This is a genomic window from Ruminiclostridium herbifermentans (assembly GCF_005473905.2).
GTDB lineage: Bacteria > Bacillota > Clostridia > Acetivibrionales > DSM-1351 > Ruminiclostridium > Ruminiclostridium herbifermentans.
Genome location: NZ_CP061336.1, coordinates 709,433 through 727,701, shown reverse-complemented (window position 1 = coordinate 727,701; position 18,269 = coordinate 709,433). Strand labels below are relative to the sequence as shown.

The 18,269-nt window shown below is 32.8% G+C and carries 16 protein-coding genes and 5 tRNA genes; 6 read left to right on the top strand and 15 right to left on the bottom strand.

The annotated features are described in order from the left end of the window. Positions 1 to 71: 71 nt before the first annotated feature. A complete protein-coding gene (gene prfH / locus EHE19_RS03130; protein ID WP_137697566.1) occupies positions 72 to 731 on the top strand; it encodes a peptide chain release factor H in 660 nt (219 codons plus the stop codon). A 424-nt stretch (positions 732 to 1,155) separates the two neighbouring features. Here prfH and EHE19_RS03125 read toward each other — a convergent pair. The 14 genes from EHE19_RS03125 to EHE19_RS03060 form a co-directional block, all read right to left on the bottom strand. After that, positions 1,156 to 1,230: transfer RNA gene (locus EHE19_RS03125), tRNA-Cys, on the bottom strand. Positions 1,231 to 1,272: 42 nt separating this feature from the next. Next, positions 1,273 to 1,347: transfer RNA gene (locus EHE19_RS03120), tRNA-Gly, on the bottom strand. A gap of 127 nt (positions 1,348 to 1,474) precedes the next feature. Next, positions 1,475 to 1,550, bottom strand: a tRNA-Phe gene (locus tag EHE19_RS03115). A gap of 4 nt (positions 1,551 to 1,554) precedes the next feature. Beyond that, positions 1,555 to 1,631, bottom strand: a tRNA-Asp gene (locus EHE19_RS03110). 24 nt (positions 1,632 to 1,655) lie between these two features. Beyond that, positions 1,656 to 1,731 (bottom strand) — tRNA-Val (locus tag EHE19_RS03105). A 143-nt stretch (positions 1,732 to 1,874) separates the two neighbouring features. After that, positions 1,875 to 2,759: an Hsp33 family molecular chaperone HslO gene (gene hslO / locus EHE19_RS03100; protein ID WP_137697565.1), complete on the bottom strand. Its 885-nt coding sequence runs from the start codon at positions 2,757 to 2,759 to the stop codon at positions 1,875 to 1,877. 452 nt (positions 2,760 to 3,211) lie between these two features. Further along, on the bottom strand, positions 3,212 to 3,412 hold the full coding sequence (locus tag EHE19_RS03095) for a cold-shock protein (RefSeq protein ID WP_137697564.1): 201 nt from the start codon (positions 3,410 to 3,412) through the stop codon (positions 3,212 to 3,214). Between the two features lie 215 nt (positions 3,413 to 3,627). Next, positions 3,628 to 4,380 carry a class I SAM-dependent DNA methyltransferase gene (locus tag EHE19_RS03090; RefSeq protein WP_244648324.1) on the bottom strand — a complete coding sequence of 251 codons (753 nt, stop codon included), beginning with the start codon at positions 4,378 to 4,380 and terminating at the stop codon, positions 3,628 to 3,630. Positions 4,381 to 4,661: 281 nt separating this feature from the next. Further along, positions 4,662 to 4,829: an alpha/beta-type small acid-soluble spore protein gene (locus tag EHE19_RS03085; RefSeq protein ID WP_137697648.1), complete on the bottom strand. Its 168-nt coding sequence runs from the start codon at positions 4,827 to 4,829 to the stop codon at positions 4,662 to 4,664. 903 nt (positions 4,830 to 5,732) lie between these two features. Continuing rightward, positions 5,733 to 6,971 carry a S41 family peptidase gene (locus EHE19_RS03080; RefSeq protein WP_137697563.1) on the bottom strand — a complete coding sequence of 413 codons (1,239 nt, stop codon included), beginning with the start codon at positions 6,969 to 6,971 and terminating at the stop codon, positions 5,733 to 5,735. A 449-nt stretch (positions 6,972 to 7,420) separates the two neighbouring features. Beyond that, positions 7,421 to 8,551 (bottom strand): murein hydrolase activator EnvC family protein, encoded by a 1,131-nt coding sequence (locus tag EHE19_RS03075; protein WP_137697562.1) that lies wholly within the window; start codon positions 8,549 to 8,551, stop codon positions 7,421 to 7,423. Between the two features lie 113 nt (positions 8,552 to 8,664). Next, positions 8,665 to 9,579 (bottom strand): permease-like cell division protein FtsX, encoded by a 915-nt coding sequence (gene ftsX / locus EHE19_RS03070; RefSeq protein ID WP_137697561.1) that lies wholly within the window; start codon positions 9,577 to 9,579, stop codon positions 8,665 to 8,667. Then, the gene (ftsE, locus tag EHE19_RS03065) at positions 9,548 to 10,255 is read right to left on the bottom strand and encodes a cell division ATP-binding protein FtsE (protein WP_137697560.1); all 708 of its coding nucleotides are present in this window, start codon (positions 10,253 to 10,255) and stop codon (positions 9,548 to 9,550) included. The genes ftsX and ftsE overlap by 32 nt, the downstream gene beginning before the upstream one ends. A gap of 43 nt (positions 10,256 to 10,298) precedes the next feature. Further along, positions 10,299 to 11,378, bottom strand: a complete 1,080-nt coding sequence (locus EHE19_RS03060; RefSeq protein WP_137697559.1) for a PucR family transcriptional regulator — start codon at positions 11,376 to 11,378, stop codon at positions 10,299 to 10,301. Positions 11,379 to 11,743: 365 nt separating this feature from the next. Here EHE19_RS03060 and EHE19_RS20120 point away from each other — a divergent pair, with 365 nt between their 5' ends. Continuing rightward, positions 11,744 to 12,094 (top strand): transposase, encoded by a 351-nt coding sequence (locus EHE19_RS20120; RefSeq protein ID WP_171003567.1) that lies wholly within the window; start codon positions 11,744 to 11,746, stop codon positions 12,092 to 12,094. 146 nt (positions 12,095 to 12,240) lie between these two features. On the opposite strand, the gene EHE19_RS03050 is transcribed toward EHE19_RS20120, so the two are convergent. Beyond that, positions 12,241 to 13,359 (bottom strand): ABC transporter ATP-binding protein, encoded by a 1,119-nt coding sequence (locus EHE19_RS03050; protein WP_137697558.1) that lies wholly within the window; start codon positions 13,357 to 13,359, stop codon positions 12,241 to 12,243. A 380-nt stretch (positions 13,360 to 13,739) separates the two neighbouring features. Here EHE19_RS03050 and argC point away from each other — a divergent pair, with 380 nt between their 5' ends. From argC to carA, 4 genes are all read left to right on the top strand, one after another. Then, positions 13,740 to 14,681 carry an N-acetyl-gamma-glutamyl-phosphate reductase gene (gene argC / locus EHE19_RS03045; protein ID WP_137697557.1) on the top strand — a complete coding sequence of 314 codons (942 nt, stop codon included), beginning with the start codon at positions 13,740 to 13,742 and terminating at the stop codon, positions 14,679 to 14,681. Between the two features lie 76 nt (positions 14,682 to 14,757). Beyond that, positions 14,758 to 15,669: an acetylglutamate kinase gene (gene argB, locus EHE19_RS03040; RefSeq protein ID WP_137697556.1), complete on the top strand. Its 912-nt coding sequence runs from the start codon at positions 14,758 to 14,760 to the stop codon at positions 15,667 to 15,669. Positions 15,670 to 15,945: 276 nt separating this feature from the next. Beyond that, positions 15,946 to 17,148 (top strand): aspartate aminotransferase family protein, encoded by a 1,203-nt coding sequence (locus tag EHE19_RS03035; RefSeq protein WP_137697555.1) that lies wholly within the window; start codon positions 15,946 to 15,948, stop codon positions 17,146 to 17,148. 11 nt (positions 17,149 to 17,159) lie between these two features. Beyond that, a complete protein-coding gene (gene carA, locus EHE19_RS03030) occupies positions 17,160 to 18,233 on the top strand; it encodes a glutamine-hydrolyzing carbamoyl-phosphate synthase small subunit (protein ID WP_137697554.1) in 1,074 nt (357 codons plus the stop codon). Positions 18,234 to 18,269 lie beyond the last annotated feature (36 nt).

Sequence of the window (18,269 nt, the reverse complement as noted above, 5' to 3'; positions counted from 1 at the left end):
TTATCGCCTAAATTTCTGATGATATCGGACGATAACTCTATAAGTATATCACTTTTTAAAATGGAGGATTTATGTGGATACAAATAAGTTCTGGAAAAGGTCCTGATGAGTGCGAACTTGCAGTAAGCCTTTTTCTAGAGTCATGCAAAAAAGAATGCAAGAAAAACAATATAAAAGCTACCGTTATTGATGCTGTACTAGGACATATATCAGGTAATCTAAAATCGGCACTATTATCCCTGGAAGGCAATGAACACATAAGTATTAGGCCGAGCAATGAAAATCACTCGGCAAATGCATATAATGAAATTATTAGCGGCACAATTCTTTGGATTTGCAATAGCCCGTACCGTCCTAATCACAAAAGAAAGAATTGGTTCATTAATATTGAGGTGTTTAAGAATCCTGACAAACTTAACTTTTTTGAAAAGGATGTAAGGTTTGAATCAATGAGAAGTTCTGGTCCAGGAGGGCAAAACGTCAATAAAGTGGAAACGGCCGTCAGAGCAGTACATATCCCTACAGGGCTGACTGTAACAGCTAGTGAAGAACGTTCACAGTATATGAACAAAAAACTGGCATTAAGCAGGTTATCAATGCTTATCGAAGAAAAAAATACTGAAAGCTTCACAGCTCATAAAAAAAAGCTGTGGATACAGCATAATACTCTCGAAAGGGGCAATCCTTTTAGAATTTATGAAGGTAGAGAATTTAGATTAAAGCAAAAATAAATTAAGAATATTGGGAGTTTGGCGCACCAAAAAGCATTTAGTCTTCTTATTGCCTGCGGACTGCCCACGGATGGTTTACCTGCCTGGCTTTCATCTATAACTGTATAGTATAATTTTGCGGGAGTTTAGGGACTAAGTGCTTTTATTTTGGAGGCGCCACCCGGATATTGAACAGGTTCAAATCCTAATACATTTTGTGAATAAAAAAAGTATTTAGCTTTTTCAACTAAGTACTTTTCATGGAGGCGCCACCCGGATATTGAACAGGTTCAAATCCTAATACATTTTGTGAATAAAAAAAGTACTTAGCTTTTTCAACTAAGTACTTTTCATGGAGGCGCCACCCGGATATTGAACAGGTTCAAATCCTAATACATTTTGTGAATAAAAAAAGTACTTAGCTTTTTCAACTAAGTACTTTTCATGGAGGCGCCACCCGGATTTGAACCGGGGAATAAAGGTTTTGCAGACCTTGGCCTTACCACTTGGCTATAGCGCCGTTAAATTGAGACAGACTACATTTGCAATCTGCCTCTTAGTTTGGAGCGGGTTAAGAGATTCGAACTCTCGACTTTCACCTTGGCAAGGTGACACTCTACCACTGAGTTAAACCCGCATGTAAATTGCAAAAACTTTCGGTTTACTTTGATATGTATCCTGTTCTGTACTCTTCATTTGTTAATATAAAGTCTGAGTACTCAACAGTGGCTTTCATTGTATTCCTTGTTTTTTCAATTTAGTATTGGTGCCCAGAGCCGGAATCGAACCAGCGACACGGGGATTTTCAGTCCCCTGCTCTACCGACTGAGCTATCTGGGCAAATTGGCGACCCGGAACGGGCTCGAACCGTCGACCTCCAGCGTGACAGGCTGGCATTCTAACCAACTGAACTACCGGGCCAATTTGTATGTCTTTCACGGAGTTTGGTGGGAACTATAGGGCTCGAACCTATGACCCTCTGCTTGTAAGGCAGATGCTCTCCCAGCTGAGCTAAGCTCCCAAGGCTTAACTCCGTGAGCGACAATTGATAGTATACAAGACAATGTTAATAAAGTCAACACCTTTTTTTAGCTTTTTTAAAAATTATTTTTATCTTACGTTATAATACTCCATAATGCTTCAAAAATCTAAAAATATTACATTTTATTTCTTATTCTGAATCTCCATAACTAGCTTTTCTATATCATTGTGAGTGAAGTTATATTTTGTATTACAAAAATGGCAATGAAGTTCTGCACCCTTACCATCTTCAAGTATTTCAAGCAAGTCATCTTTTCCAATACTAATCAAATTTCTTTCCATCCTATCTCTTGAACAGGTGCAAGTAAAGCTGCAAGGTACTTTTTCAATAACTTTTGGATCCATTCCATCTAGTAAACGCTCTAAAATCTCTTCTGGAGTAGTTCCCTCTGACAATAGCTTTGATATAGGAGGAAATCCTATTAACCTCTCCTCTAGCTTCTCAATTACCTCCTCTTCTGTTCCTGGCATAAGCTGAATTATAAAGCCACCTGCACATTTAACACCACTTGCATCCACCAATACTCCTAATGATACCGTTGATGGCACTTGTTCAGAAGTAGCAAAATAGTATGTTAAATCATCAGCTATTTCACCAGAAACCAAATCAGAAAATCCCACATATGGTTCTTTTAAGCCCATATCCTTGATAACATTTATATGTCCATAGCCCACAGCTGTTCTTATATCTAATTTACCACGTTCAGTTAATGGCAAATCAACACTAGGGTTATGAACATATCCCCTAACATTAGCTTTTGAGTCTGATGCAACCACAATGCCTCCAAGAGGCCCATCACCCTTAATTTGAATTGTAAGCTTATCTTTATCGCCCTTTAACATTTTTGACATCATTCCAGCCGCTGTAAGCGTCCTACCTAATGCGGATGTAGCTATTGGCGAAAGTCCGTGTATTTGTCTAGCTTTTTCCACAAGTTCTGTCGATACTGAAGCAAAAGCACGTACTGTTCCTTCAGCTGCAGTCACTCTTACAATGTAGTCATTCATATATATACCCATGCCCTATATTTATCATAAAAATTGAGGAAAAATGCATTCCCCGAGTAGAAATAATATGGGCTTGGTCCCTCCTTTTCTATTCCTTTATATCTTTCAACATATCTTTCAACATATCTTTTAACCTTTAAACCTAAAAGCCTGTCTCGTCACAAAATAAATATTCTGTCAGCGGAGAATCGATAGTTATTAATGCTACACTTAAACTTACTTCACACATGACCTTAATAACTATTTAATATTATTCAAGCTTCATACAAATAGATGAAACTTTAATGCATTGAAAGTATTATTCTAACACAAATTTAGTTAAAATTTACGAAACGTTTTCATATGCTTTTATTTAAGTTTAATTATAGTATTTCTCTAAAATATTGAAAACCCCGATATATATAATATATCGGGGTATTAATGGCTACTTCAGTATATAGTTAAAGCAAATATTATGCTCTCTGAACGTTTGCAGCCTGAGGACCTTTAGCTCCTTCAACAACTTCAAAAAGTACTTCTGAGCCTTCCTCAAGTGTTTTGTATCCATCCATTGAGATTGCTGAAAAATGTACAAATACGTCATTTCCGCCATCTCTTTCGATAAATCCAAAGCCTTTTTCAGCATTAAACCATTTAACTCTTCCCTTTTCCATCGATCAATTCCTCCTGAAATATAACTAAACTTATTGCGCGATATGATCGCGTTCATTTAACAACATATAGAAGTTTATCACATATCTTGCAAACTGTCAAATGATATTTATTTTTGCTGTACATATTGCTACAAAGAACTGCGTATCATGTAATCGCTATAATATATTTTTTCGTCTTTTTCAACAAATTACTCCTGTAAATATAATGTAATGATTTAACTTTTAACCTTTTTGCAAACATAAAAATTTCTTTGACTCTTTTCAGAAGGTTTTGATAATTTTAATTCATTATAAACAGCTAAAAATTTCAAATCTGAATTATTAATAAACTTCATTATTTCATCATGTGAATATGCCCTTTCAAAATGTGTCTCATCAAATCTTTCATAAAGCATATCCTGTCTTACAAAAAAAGTTAAATCAAACCTAGCTATTTTTGTTTTACTATTGTACTCATTTTCCCAAAGATATGTAACATTATCACCTATCTCATAAAATAAATTATCTGAGAGGATATTTTCAAATTTGTAACATGTATTAACATCAAAAATAAAAAGTCCGTTTGGATTTAAATAATTTTGAACCAATTTAAATAATTTCTGGATTTGAGTTTCTTTCGTTAAGTAGTTAAAACTATCAAGCAAGCAAACAATTACATCTACCGTACCATATAGTTCAAAATTACACATATCCTGATTCAAAAACAATATATCAAGACCTTCTTTTTTAGCTTTTTCATTAGCGCAGTCCAACATCTCTGTAGATAAATCCAAGCAAATCATCTCATATCCGCGTCTAGCCATTTCTATACCAAAACTGCCTGTCCCACATCCTAGTTCTAGTATCATTGAGCCATTTACTTGATGCTTTTTCATGAGCCTTTCTACATAGTCCGCCCACTTTCTATAATCGATGTCTCGAGTCAATTCATCATACACATACGCAAAATTATTATATATAACACTCACATCCTTATCCTGTCAAATTTACAAGGTATACAATCCCTTTATTATTGCTGCTTCAATATCAATAAATACAGCATATTATTCTAGTTTGTGATATTCATTTTTGCCTGTTCTATATTAGCATTTTTTCAAAAATAAATATATACTAAAAATACTTATGATTCTTATCTTTCTCACACTAAGCATTTTACAATGTAAATAGTCCATAAATAGATACTTACTTATAAACTAATTTTTGTGTTTATCTATATAGAGTAGTATAGAGTATTAAAAAAGCCAGCAATCTATATCTGCTGGCTTTCTTGCATCTGCGCCTTCTTTCTCTTATTTACTAATCCTCCAATACGCCCTGTTTCTTTTGGGCTTAAGCTTTTCCAACCATCCTTCATTACCTTATCTATCAAACCAAGTTCACGAGCAATTTCATATTTTACCTTTTCATTTTCATTCATCATTTTTGTCTATGTCCTATTTTGTAAAGTACTACAAAGCCAAATGACATAGACTAGACACCTCCTTAATAATTAAATTTTCCACAGTTATAGCCTCATAATCCAAATTTTTAAGTAATTTTGAGAGTTAAAAGTTAATGTTTAGGTTTTCTCATATAAAATTTTGTGCTCAAATTATCAAAGACTTTAAAAATAATTGTACAACATAATTAATAACATATCCCATCAATTGCTTTTAACCCGTCTTTCCTTTGACAAATTTGATCATTTAAAACTTTTAGCAGGAAATTTAAGTTAATTACAATAAGCTGAAGAAACCTAATTTATTCATTCAAACACACTTAAATCAAAATAATATTTTTTGAAACTACGTCTGAATTCTATCAAGCGCTTAATATAATTAGTTTGAGTTATCAAACCTACTATAAAAGTAACGTTCTGTTTATAAAATCAGTTTTTCAGCTGAAATTATAATTAACTTTTTAACTGCCATGAGAAAATAACATCTATTGGTATTATGCGGCTGAAAATGAAAAATTATACCTTAGAATTTTCAAATTTTTCTAAAATATTTGAGATGAATTTGTGATTGCAATTGCTGCTTGCATTAGAGTTCTATATTTGGGTTGAGAAATATACTTTCTGTTGTAAAAGATTAAAAACTGTTCATCTGAACAACTAATTCATGTATGTTTCTAACCAATTTATATGTGAAATAACGCTATACTTAAAATCACAAATTATTCTTATTCAGCAAACCAACATATTTTAAGTAATTATATAATCTCTTATTTAATAAATATCCCATAATCACAATTATAAACCATAATAAACTTAGTCAAGCACTTATTTTTTAACACCCTGCTACTAGTTTGCATGTTTATCAAAAAATTCATATTGAGGTTATTTACCCGAAAGCAATTTAATGGCCTCCTGAAGCTGTAAATCGTCTTCTCGTGGAATTGCTGATACAGACGTATCTTTATACTTGTCATCAAGTTTTACTTCAATATCGGGCTTTATACCCTCTCCGTGAATACATACACCTGAGGGGGTAAAATATCTTGCTATTGTCACTTTTAAACCTGTGCCATCTTCAAAGCCGTAGGTAGATTGTACTAATCCTTTTCCAAAGGTCTTTGTTCCGATAAGTGTTCCTTTTTTAAAGTCCTTGATTGCACCAGCAAGAATTTCAGATGCACTAGCACTATTTCCGTTAATTAAGACAACAATAGGTATATCTAGTGATGTGTCATCAGAAGTTTCAATCTCTTTTTTACCATTTCTATCTTCAGTATATACAATAGTTCCTTTCGGCAGTATTCTGTCTGCTAATGCCACCACTTCATTGTATAAACCGCCAGGATTGTCTCTAACATCGATTATTAACGACTGTGCACCCTCATCAACCAATTTATTTACTTGATTTATAAAATTCTTGCTTATGTTTTCATCAAACATTTTTAATTTTATATATGCTATATTGTTTTCTAGCATTTCGCCTCTAATATTTAGCTTTGCAACTATTTTTTTTCGAACAACTGTTACATCCATTGTACTGTGGTGAGATTGCCTATATATTGTTAATACAGCCTCTGTATTTTCTTCACCTTTTATCATACTTGCTATAAGAGCATCGTCTTTAATACTGGTTACGTCTTTTCCATCAATTTTAATTATTTTGTCTCCTTGTTTTATTCCAGCCGCTTTAGCAGGTGAATCATCAAAGGGTTCTAATACAGTTGCTATTCCGTTCTCATCAAGAATTATCGGTAATCCAATACCAACATACTCATTTTCTGTATTTTTTTGCATATCCATAAACCATTTCATTTGCTCCTTATCATAATAAACAGTATAAGGATCCTTAAGAGAATCGGTCATACCTGATATTGCACCTTCTACAAGCTTATTTGCGTCAATTTCCTCATAATATCTATTTTGAAGAATACTTCTAGCATCATTGAATTTTTTGATGGTTTCTCTAGTAACACTGCTTTTTTCAAATGCTAAGGAATAACTGCCTGTAAAATAACTTAGACCCGTAAAAATCAGTGCACATACTGTAAAAGAAATTAAAGCTGTAGTAACAATAATATTTATTGGATATTTGGAATTAACTTCTTTGTTATCAAAATCCATAATAACTCACCTCTTATTTTCAAACTTTGTTACCTATAATTTTAATGCAAGAATAAAAATTATAATACCTAAATACAAATTTAGTTTTTCGGTTGTAGAAAAATTTCATTACATTAGTGGTATTTCATGGAGGCTGCAATTATTCTAACTGCTCAGAACCAAAAGCGGTATCCATCTCTTATAGAAGTGAAGGATATTTTTGCCTCGTTATAATACCTTGCATCAGAATAAAATTTTTCGACTGTAGAAAAATTTCATTACATTACCGGTATTTCATCGAGGCTGATGATATTCTCACGTTTTAATAATAAAGTGATACTCGTCACTTAAATAAAATTGGGAAACATTTTTTGCCTCGTCATATATATTGATATGCTTTAAATTGCAATAATAAACCCGCATTTTTTTATGCGGGCTTAATTTTATCTGAGTTAATCATATCTTAATCATTAAGTAAAGTAATCTAATGGCTGTTTTGTAGCACCATTCACTCTCACTTCAAAATGTAAATGCGGTCCAGTTGATAATCCAGTACTTCCAACCTTTCCTATGGTATCACCCTTTTTTACAGTATCTCCTTCGCTTACAAGCAGAGTACTTTGGTGACCATATAATGTTGCTATACCATCTCCATGGTCAATTATTATACAATTTCCATATCCTCCATTCCAGCCAGATAAAATAACCTTTCCGCTGTTTGCTGCAACAATCTTTGCACCTGAAGGAGCGTTGATGTCAATACCTGCATGGAATTTCTTTACCTTGTATATTGGATGAATTCTATAGCCGTATGGAGATGATATACCAGTATAGCCAGGAGTAGGCCACTTCATAACACCGCCCGCATATTTGGTATTTTTATCCTGTAATTGAGCTATTTTGCTCTCAAGTTCCTTTGATAAGGCTATCATTTCATCTTCTTTTTTCTCAGCTTCCTTCAGTCTGGATTTCTGTGCCTCTATCTCTGATTCTATTTCTGCTCTTGAGGTCTTTATATCAGAAACCTTTGCGTTAAGCTTCTCTAATTGCATCTCTTTCTGTTCTAACTCATTAATCTTTTCTTGCTTTTTTATTTCAGTTTTTTCTTTGCCTAAGGCAATTTCTTTAATTAACTTCTCATCATTTTTCTTAATCAGAGACATTAACTCAACTCTAGAGAAAAACTCGCTAAAGCTTTTTGACTCAATGAACAATTCCAAAGGAGACTTGTTCATATTTTGGTACATAACCCTCATTCTTGTTTTAAATAGTTCATTTTTATATTCAAATTCCTTTTCTATAGCATCTATTTCTTTATTAATAAGTTCAATATCAGCGTTAACCTTTGAAATCTCTTTTGCCCTTTGTTTCGCTGCACTCTGGGTTTTTTCTGCATCAGCCTGAAGCTTTTGAATATCAGCGCTCTTTTTCTTTATCTCGTTTTCTAAAGCCTTTTTCTCTTTTGCCAGCTGATTAATCTTACTATTGACTTGCTTTTGCTGGTTCTTTGCATTTTCTAAAGTGGTACCTGCATTGACCGGTATAATAATGCTTGAAAATATGAATATAGCCAGCATCACTATAGATAGTCTTTTCTTCATAAATTAACCCTCCCACAAAATTATCATCTTTTGTAAAAATATTTATATTTCTTACAACGCCCCCACGTCAGCAAGAAATTACTTCACAAAGCTTATTTAACCTTACTATATTACTATACTTTAAGATGCTTTCTAATTGACATAGCACTTCCAGACGCACCAATAACTGCACTTATTCCTGCATAAATTAACGCCAATGTGCTCCACACAGTTCCAAACTTTACTGTAGCAAAACCACCGCCAAAGTCTGCTAAATCATGACTTAGCAAAGGTTCAGCGAGACTGTATATATATGCAACCAACACAAATGCAATTATTGCTCCTATAATTCCAATTATAATACCTTCGTAAATAAAAGGCCACCTTATAAACCAATCTGTAGCACCAATGTACTTCATAATATTAATTTCCTTACGTCTTGCAAAAACCGTAAGTTTAATGGTATTAGATATAATAAACAAAGATATCAGCAATAATAAACCAATTAAAATCAAACTAATTATCTTGACCCAATTTGATACGTTTTGAATTGCATCAATAGTCTTTTGAGAATATTCAACATTGTCTACACCCGGAAGCGAAAGAAACTCTTCTGCCACCTGTTCGCTATTTTCAGGGTTTTTTAACTTAACAATAAAAGAAACATTTAAAAAACTCTCATCATATCCTGCTAAAATATCTGATCCGCCTTCTTCTGCTTTATTGTCAGCAAGGTATTTCTTTAGTTGCTCAAAGGCTTCTTTTTTGGATACAACCGTAATGTCATCTACATTACTATTACTAGAAACTTCTATTTGTACTGCATTAACCTGTTCATCAGTTAATTCTGGCAGACAAAACACCTGCATTGTTGGTTGCTGCGATAATATATCTATATTATAGTTTAGATTTACTAATATTAAATAAAACACCCCAAATAAAATCAAAGCTGCACTTATTACACTAATAGACGCAAGTGACATCAATCTATTTCTAGAGGCATTTATAATACTTGTTTTAAGAATATATTTTATACTCCGTATCTTCATCCCCGTAAAGCCCTTTCTGTTGATCTCTTACAATATGTCCTTTATCAATGGCTATTACTCTTTTCTTCATAGCATCAACGATACTCTTTTCATGGGTAGCAACAACAACGGTAGTGCCACGTTGATTAACCTCTGTTAAAAGTTTTACAATTTCCCATGAATTCTCAGGGTCTAAATTTCCTGTAGGTTCATCTGCAATTAGTAAAGCCGGACTATTTACTAAAGCTCTTGCAATGGCAACACGTTGCTGCTCTCCACCTGAAAGTTGATGCGGGTATGCATTAGCTTTTCTGCTCAAACCAACTAGCGCAAGCGACATAGGCACCTGCCTTCTAATTTCCTTTGGAACACATTCTGTTATTTCCATTGCAAATGCAACATTTTCATAAACAGTTTTATTGGGAAGAAGTCTAAAATCCTGAAATACCATACCCATACCACGACGCAAATATGGAATTTGTTTGTGCTGCAGGGTAGACAGCTGATATCCGTTTACTATTACCTCTCCCTCTGTTGCATTTTCTTCTTTCATTAGAAGTTTGAGCAAAGTTGACTTTCCAGAACCACTTGAACCTATAATGAAAGCAAAATCACCCTTATTTATTTTTAAGTTAATGCCCCTTAATGCAACAGTTCCATTCGGATATCTTTTACTGACATTTATAAATTCTACCACTTTCAATTAACTCCTTATCGTTTTTGTAGCAACTATTAGCTACTTATTCATTTATACTTGCTAAATATTTTCTAACTAATACAGCAATTTTAAAGGTAACAGCATCATCAAAGCTAGTAAGTTCTAAACCTGTTAAGCGTTTTATTTTATCTAGCCTGTATACCAACGTATTTCTATGAATGTATAGCTGCCTTGCTGTTTCACTGACATTTAAATTATTTTCAAAGAATTTTTGAATTGTTAACATAGTCTCATTGTCTAATGAATCAGCAGATTTATCTTTAAATACTTCATCGAGAAACAACTGACATAATGTTATTGGGATATGGTAAACAAGCCTGCCAAGTCCCAGGTTATTATAATCATAGACCTTTTGGTCACCACTAAAAATATTACCAATTATCATAGACATCTGAGCTTCTTTGTATGATTTAGTAATATCTTTTAGATTATTTATAATTGTTCCAATACCAATACTTGCCTTTACCATTAATTCCGAATTAAGAGTATCTATAATAGTTTTTGCAATTTTTGAAAGATCCTTATGGTCTTCTTTATTCTTAACCTCTTTAACCAAAACTATATTATCGTTATCAATTACAATTATAAAATCTCTATTCTTATTAGGGAATAAACTCTCAAGTACTTCATGTACATGAATGTCTTTTTCACTTGAAGCATTAATAAGAAATACAACCCGAAGTAAGTTGTAATCAATATGCAGTTCTTTGGCCTTTAACAAAATATCACCAGGCAAAATATTTTCTACTATTATATTCTTTATAAATGTATTCTTGTCGTATTTTTCGTCATAAAAGCTTTTAAGATTAAGTATATTTAGAGAAAACAATTCCAAATACTTCAAATCTTGAGGCTCTGTAGATTTTACAAAGGATATAAATTCCACTTTGTTTTTAACCATAACCTTATAATATATCCTATCCTCTATTATTTGATTATGGCTCTTTGATTGCAAGAAATCAATAATATTTGAATCAGTATTACCTACCAACTGAAAATTTGAATGAGCTATAATTATTCCACTTTCGTCAGTTACACCTATCTCTTTGCCTATAATTTCGCTATATTTCTCAGATAACGTCTGAAATAATTTTACCGACATGTCAAGCCCCCTGCTATAATGTATGTGAATATGATATCATAACCATTCACAATCTATTAAAATTATACACTAAAATAATTTTTATTACTACATTACATATTATAAAATTATTTTGGTAACTTTTTATAGTATTTATAGACCTTTACTTTTCTAAAATTCTTAGTAGTAATATAATCAGCTTTCCCAATGAAAAGTCTATCCATGCCAAGGAATATTATTAGTTTAATGCTCATTAACTATCCTGATTTAGGCAACTATTTGACTTTTCATTTAATAAGAGTTTCCGCTATAATAATGGCTGTGATAGTTGATTAATACATAAAAATTTAAGGGTATTTCATATGTTTATATGAGCATATATAAATTTGACGTTCTACTACATCTATTTCATTATATCTAATTTCAAACGTAGAACTCTGCATCTCTTACAAACAGAGAGCCAATCATCTTTTAAGCAATTAACTCTCAATAAAATTTTAGTTTACTGCTCGCCCCCAATATTGACATATAATCCTTATACTCCACCTTATTCCAATAGATTAACAGAGGGTATTAACAACACAATTAGGTTTATTAATCGTATTGCATATGGGTGTCTGAGCTATGATAATTTAAGATTAAAAATTCTACAAACACTACAAATGTGCAAAGAGCCAATCACTCGTCAAAGCGATCAGCCCTTCAAAATTTCAGTAATCCTTCTACCCAACTACTAGCATAGAACCAAAATTTTAAGTTTCCAGTTCTACATCAACTACTGACATAAAATCCAAATATTAGTTTACTGTCGTTTTCTACTATTGTAACCGACAAAATGGCACTAACAAAAAAGGAAAGCAGCGCTTTCCTTTTTTGAAATATATTAATTAATAATTGTACGTTCAGTTTCTTTGTCAAACAAGTGAATTTTATTTGCATCAATAGCAACTTTGATAACATCGCCAGTCTTAGTCTTTGATCTAGCATTAACTCTTGCAGTAACTGTTGCTGTAGCACCTTCAATAACCAAATATAGATATGTCTCTGCACCAAGCATTTCAACCAAGTCAACTTTTGCTTCAACAACACTTTCAGGCATTGACTCAAGATACATAGCTTCATCACGAATATGTTCTGGTCTTACACCAACAAGAACTTCTTTGCCAATGTAATCTGATCCTTCAAGCTTCTTAGCCTTTCCTTCTGGGAGTTTGATATCATTCTTACCAAATACAAGGTGTAAATCGCTTCCTTGTTTAGTAAGCTTTGCAGTGATTATATTCATTTGTGGGCTACCAATAAATGTAGCAACAAATCTGTTGTTTGGTCTGTCATAAAGTGCTGTTGGAGTATCAACCTGTTGTATATAACCATCCTTCATAACAACGATTCTTGTACCCATTGTTAAAGCTTCTGTCTGGTCATGTGTTACATATATAAATGTTGTGTTAAGTCTGTTGTGCAATCTACCTATCTCTGTTCTCATCTGAACTCTGAGCTTAGCATCCAAGTTTGAGAGAGGCTCATCCATTAAGAATACTTTAGGTTCACGTACTATAGCACGACCAAGCGCAACTCTTTGTCTCTGTCCACCTGACAAAGCCTTTGGTTTTCTGTCAAGCAAATGTTCAATATCGAGAATCTTAGCAGCTTCATGTACACGCTTTTTGATTTCATCCTTTGGTGTCTTTCTTAGTTTCAATCCGAAAGCCATGTTATCAAAAACTGTCATGTGTGGATATAACGCATAGTTCTGGAAAACCATCGCTATATCTCTATCTTTAGGAGCAACATCATTCATTAATTTGTCGCCAATGTATAATTCACCTTCTGAAATTTCTTCCAAACCAGCAATCATTCTAAGTGTGGTAGTCTTTCCGCATCCTGAAGGACCAACTAATACTAAAAACTCATTGTGTTCAATATCAAGATTAAAATCGTTAACAGCTGTAACCCCACCTGAATATCTCTTGTAAATATTTTTTAATTTTAAACTAGCCATTTTTACCTCCTAAAAACTTCCATATTGTATAGTTTTTTCGAAAATCATTTCTATATGTATATAATACACTTCATTGGAGGTACAAACTATATTGCTTTTTAACAAAATTATTTTTTAGCTTTTAGTACATTTGTATATTAAGCTTATTATTATCATGTCTATATGTATATTCCTAATATCATTTTGCGCTGACAAAAAATATATTACGCAATATTGTATTTTTATGCATAGGAGTGTATAATTATAAAATAGTCCATTTAAATAGTAATAATAGTAATAATATAGTACTAATTACATAGTAAATCTTAGTATTTTTAACTTACTATTATTTGTATCGACGTATAAATAATAGTTCTACTATCGAAAGGAATGAGTAAAATATGAAATATAAGATTTTTGTTGATGGTAGTGAAGGCACTACAGGTTTAATGATTAATGAACGATTAGCAAATAGAAATGATTTACATATACTTAAAATTGATAGCGATAAACGTAAAGATATTAATGAAAGAAAAAAATATATTAATGATGCAGATATTGTTTTTCTATGTCTACCTGACGTAGCAGCAAAAGAGGCTGTATCTCTTATAGAAAATCCAGATACAAAGGTTATTGATGCTAGTACGGCTCACAGAACAAATATTGATTGGGCTTATGGCTTGCCTGAATTGAGTGCGGAACATCGCACTAAAATAAAAAATTCAAGCAGAGTAGCTGTTCCAGGTTGTTACGCTACTGGTTTTATAAGCATTATGTATCCTTTGGTAGCAGGAGGAATTGTTCCAAAAGATTATCCAGTTACCACCTTTGGCATTTCTGGTTATAGCGGCGGCGGAAAGAAACGTATAGCTGAATATGAAGACCCAAACGGAAATCCATTTGAAAGTCCTCAATTGTATAGTTTAGGCTTAACTCATAAGCATATTCCTGAAATGACAGTAATTAGCAGTCTTAACAGTGCACCTTTGTTTTCCCCAATAATAAGCGCATATTTTAAGGGTATGTCTGTATGTGTTCCTTTACATACAAGACTTCTTTCAGGTTCAAATACAAAGGAAAGCATCCATGAGTATATGCAGAATTATTACAGTTCAGAAAAGTATATAAAGGTAATGCCTCTAGGCTGTGAAAACGACTATCCAAATGGCTTTTTAGGAGCAACTAGAGTAAATAATACTAATTATTTAGAAATATATGTTGTTGGCAATAACGAACAAATCATGCTTGTATCAGTCTTAGACAACTTAGGAAAGGGGTCTTCAGGAGCAGCTATTCAAAACATGAATATAATGTTAGGAATTGAAGAAGACTTCGCTTTATAATTTTACATCTTAAACATTAAATAAATTTATAAAATTAAAATCTTATTAGAAAGTATTAGATTATAGGAGGCAACTCATGAATTTAGAAAATCAAATAAAAAAAGCTGAAATACTTATAGAGGCTCTTCCATATATCCAAAAACTTTATGGCAAAACTGTAGTTATTAAGTACGGCGGAAACGCAATGATTAATGATGACTTAAAAAATTCTGTAATGGAAGATATTACTCTACTTAAATATATAGGTATGAATCCAGTTCTTGTACATGGTGGCGGCCCTGATATAAATAAAGCTTTGCAAGCATTCGATATAAAAAGCCAATTTATAAACGGGCTGAGAGTTACAGACTCCCAAACTATGGAAGTAGCTCAGATGGTTTTAGTTGGCAAAACCAATAAAGAAATTGTCTCATTGCTCAACAACAAAGGCGGAAAAGCCATCGGCCTATGTGGGATTGACGGAAGGCTTATTGAATGTGAACAGTATAAAACTGAACTTGATGGCGAAATGAAAGATATAGGCTTTGTAGGTAATATAACAAAAATCAATTCAAAAGTGTTAGAACTAATATCAAAAGATGAGTATATCCCTGTTGTTGCTCCAATAGGTGTTGGTCCAGATGGACAAAGCTACAATATTAATGCTGATACTGTTGCTGGTGAAATAGCTGCAGCATTACAAGCTGAAAAACTAATGCTGCTCACTGACGTTGAAGGAGTAAAAGCATCTAAAGACAGCGATTCAATAATACCTGCATTAACTATTGCAGAAGTTCATGAGTTAATCAATAACAAAGTTATTGATGGTGGTATGATTCCAAAAGTCCTTGGTTGTGTAGATGCACTGGAAAAAGGAGTTGGAAGAACTCATATTTTAGACGGAAGAATTCCTCATTGTATACTACTTGAAATATTCACAAACAAAGGTATTGGTACAATGATTATGAAGGAAAAGAAATTATACCACGAAAAAGAGGTTCTGTATTAAAATACGTATAAACATAATTAATTGTCTATCATAATATTTACGGTAGCATTGATAAAAACCTTTAAAATAGCACTATTAGTAGAACTTATTTAATATTATCATCTATAAATTAGATTTAAAATGTTATTTGTATTGCATTTTTATACACGATAATGTATAATTATAAATTATATATTATCGTGTTTTTACTAAATTCAATTATAATTCCGAAGATTTTCCTGATAAATCTCTTATTGGGTAGTAATAGAATTTAAGTACTTGAAAAGGAGTGATTTTATGTTTTTGAGTGAAATTCAGGATATGGATAAAAAATATTATATGGATACATTTGGCAGCAGGATACCTGTAGCTTTTACAAAAGGTGAAGGAATTGACCTTTGGAGCACTGATGGCGAGAAATATACAGATTTCTTTGCAGGTATTGCTGTTAATTCTATTGGCTATTCACACCCAACCTTCGTTAATATGGTTACTAAGCAGGTTTCTAGCTTAATACATTGTTCAAACCTTTATTATATTGAATCACAGGCTCTTTTAGCAAAAGAATTAGTTGAAAACTCATGTGCAGATAAAATATTCTTTGCAAATAGCGGTGCTGAAGCAAATGAAGGTGCTATTAAGCTAGCTAGAATTTACTTTAAGAAACAAGGAAATCCGGAAAAATTTGAAATAATCACTTTACAAAAGTCTTTTCACGGGAGAACTATTACTACTCTTAGTGCAACAGGGCAAGAAAAGTATTCTAAACCTTTTGAGCCTTTGACTTCAGGTTTTAAGAAAGTTCCTATTAATGATTTTTCTGCTTTGGAAGCTGCAATTACTGAAAACACCTGTGCTATTATGCTTGAGCCTGTACAAGGAGAAAGCGGTGTATATCCATGTGATTATGAGTATTTGCAAAATGTCAAAAAGCTATGTGAAGAAAAAAAATTGCTTCTTATTTTTGATGAAGTTCAAACTGGTGTTGGCAGAACCGGTAAGCTTTTTGGATACCAAAATTACAATGTAGAACCTGATATTTTTACTCTTGCAAAGGCATTAGGCGGAGGAGTTCCTATAGGAGCAATATGCGCTAAAGAACATGTAGCAAAAGCATTTGCTCCTGGAGAGCATGGTTCTACCTTCGGAGGTAATCCACTTGCTTGCACTGCAGGTTTAGCTGTTATGAAAATAATGAAAGAGGAACATCTTCCTGAAAACGCTGAAAAACTTGGCAAATATATTAAGTCTCAATTGGAGAATCTAGCTTCTACTTCCCACCCTGTAATATCTGAGGTAAGGGCCGCAGGATTAATGATTGGTATTGAACTGAATAAACCTATCGCTCCTATTGTTAAGACAAAAATGTTCGAAAAGAAATACTTAATTGCTAATGTGGGAGAAAATATACTCAGAATTCTTCCACCACTTATTATCACACAAACGGATGCTGATGAATTTATTATAACTTTAAAATCAGCTATTGATGAAGTACTATAGGAGGAAAAAACATGAAAGCAGTATTATTACTAGAGGATGGAACGTATTTCTCAGGCGAGAGTTTTGGAAAAAGCGGAGAAACAGCAGGAGAAATCGTGTTTAACACAAGTATGACAGGTTATCAGGAAATAACCACCGACCCATCATATAACGGTCAGATTGTAGCAATGACATACCCTTTAATAGGGAATTATGGATTTAATGAATTTGATAACGAGTCTTATAAGCCTCATATACAAGGCTTTATTGTAAAAGAACTTTGCACTACTCCAAGCAATTGGAGAAATACTATTGATCCTAATCAATACTTTGTCAAACATAATATAATTGGAATTAAAGGTATCGATACAAGGGCATTAACTCAGCACCTAAGAAATAATGGAAGTATGTATGGTATTATTTCAACAGAATGTGGAAACCTTGATATGCTTCAAAAAAATTTGCAAGCTTATAAATCTATTCCAAGAAATTTAGTAATGGAGGTAACCACTAAAACTCACATACACGTGCCTGGGTCAGGAAAAAAAGTAGTCCTTATAGATTTTGGCGTTAAAAACAATATTATACGTTCTCTCAAATATAGAGACTGTGATATTCATATATTGCCTGCTTACAGTTCTTTTGAAGAAATTATGTCTTATAACCCTGATGGTATTTTGCTGTCAAATGGACCTGGTGATCCTAACGATTTACCAGTTATAAATAAAACAATACAAAAACTTTTAGGCTTAAAGCCAATTCTTGGTATTTGTTTAGGCCATCAATTGCTTGGACTTTCCTTAGGTCTTAGCGTTAAAAAACTTAAATTTGGTCATCATGGAAGCAACCATCCTGTAAGAGATAATATCACAGGAAAATGCTATATTACATCACAAAATCACAACTATGCTATTGACAGCACTAGTTTAAATCAAGATGTAGAAATAACACAAATTAATGTAAACGATAATACTGTTGAAGCCTTCAGGCACAAAACATTACCTATTCTTGGTATTCAATATCACCCTGAAGCAGCACCTGGCACTATGGATTCTGTATACATTTTTGATGATTTTATTAAGATGATGGATAGTTTTAAAGGTTAAATCTTATAAACAGTTAAATTTTATTATTATGTGTTA

Excerpts from the sequence above, each read along its gene's own strand:
- EHE19_RS03060 (WP_137697559.1), bottom strand. The coding sequence starts at position 11,378 with ATGTCGGTAAAATTATTTCAGACGTTATCTGAGAAATATAGCGAAATT.
- hslO (WP_137697565.1), bottom strand. The coding sequence starts at position 2,759 with ATGAATGACTACATTGTAAGAGTGACTGCAGCTGAAGGAACAGTACGT.
- EHE19_RS03050 (WP_137697558.1), bottom strand. The coding sequence starts at position 13,359 with ATGGCTAGTTTAAAATTAAAAAATATTTACAAGAGATATTCAGGTGGG.
- EHE19_RS03035 (WP_137697555.1), top strand. The coding sequence starts at position 15,946 with ATGTTTTTGAGTGAAATTCAGGATATGGATAAAAAATATTATATGGAT.
- argC (WP_137697557.1), top strand. The coding sequence starts at position 13,740 with ATGAAATATAAGATTTTTGTTGATGGTAGTGAAGGCACTACAGGTTTA.
- argB (WP_137697556.1), top strand. The coding sequence starts at position 14,758 with ATGAATTTAGAAAATCAAATAAAAAAAGCTGAAATACTTATAGAGGCT.
- ftsX (WP_137697561.1), bottom strand. The coding sequence starts at position 9,579 with ATGAAGATACGGAGTATAAAATATATTCTTAAAACAAGTATTATAAAT.
- EHE19_RS03080 (WP_137697563.1), bottom strand. The coding sequence starts at position 6,971 with ATGGATTTTGATAACAAAGAAGTTAATTCCAAATATCCAATAAATATT.
- EHE19_RS03095 (WP_137697564.1), bottom strand. The coding sequence starts at position 3,412 with ATGGAAAAGGGAAGAGTTAAATGGTTTAATGCTGAAAAAGGCTTTGGA.
- EHE19_RS03075 (WP_137697562.1), bottom strand. The coding sequence starts at position 8,551 with ATGAAGAAAAGACTATCTATAGTGATGCTGGCTATATTCATATTTTCA.
- EHE19_RS03085 (WP_137697648.1), bottom strand. The coding sequence starts at position 4,829 with ATGAATGAAAATGAAAAGGTAAAATATGAAATTGCTCGTGAACTTGGT.
- prfH (WP_137697566.1), top strand. The coding sequence starts at position 72 with ATGTGGATACAAATAAGTTCTGGAAAAGGTCCTGATGAGTGCGAACTT.
- carA (WP_137697554.1), top strand. The coding sequence starts at position 17,160 with ATGAAAGCAGTATTATTACTAGAGGATGGAACGTATTTCTCAGGCGAG.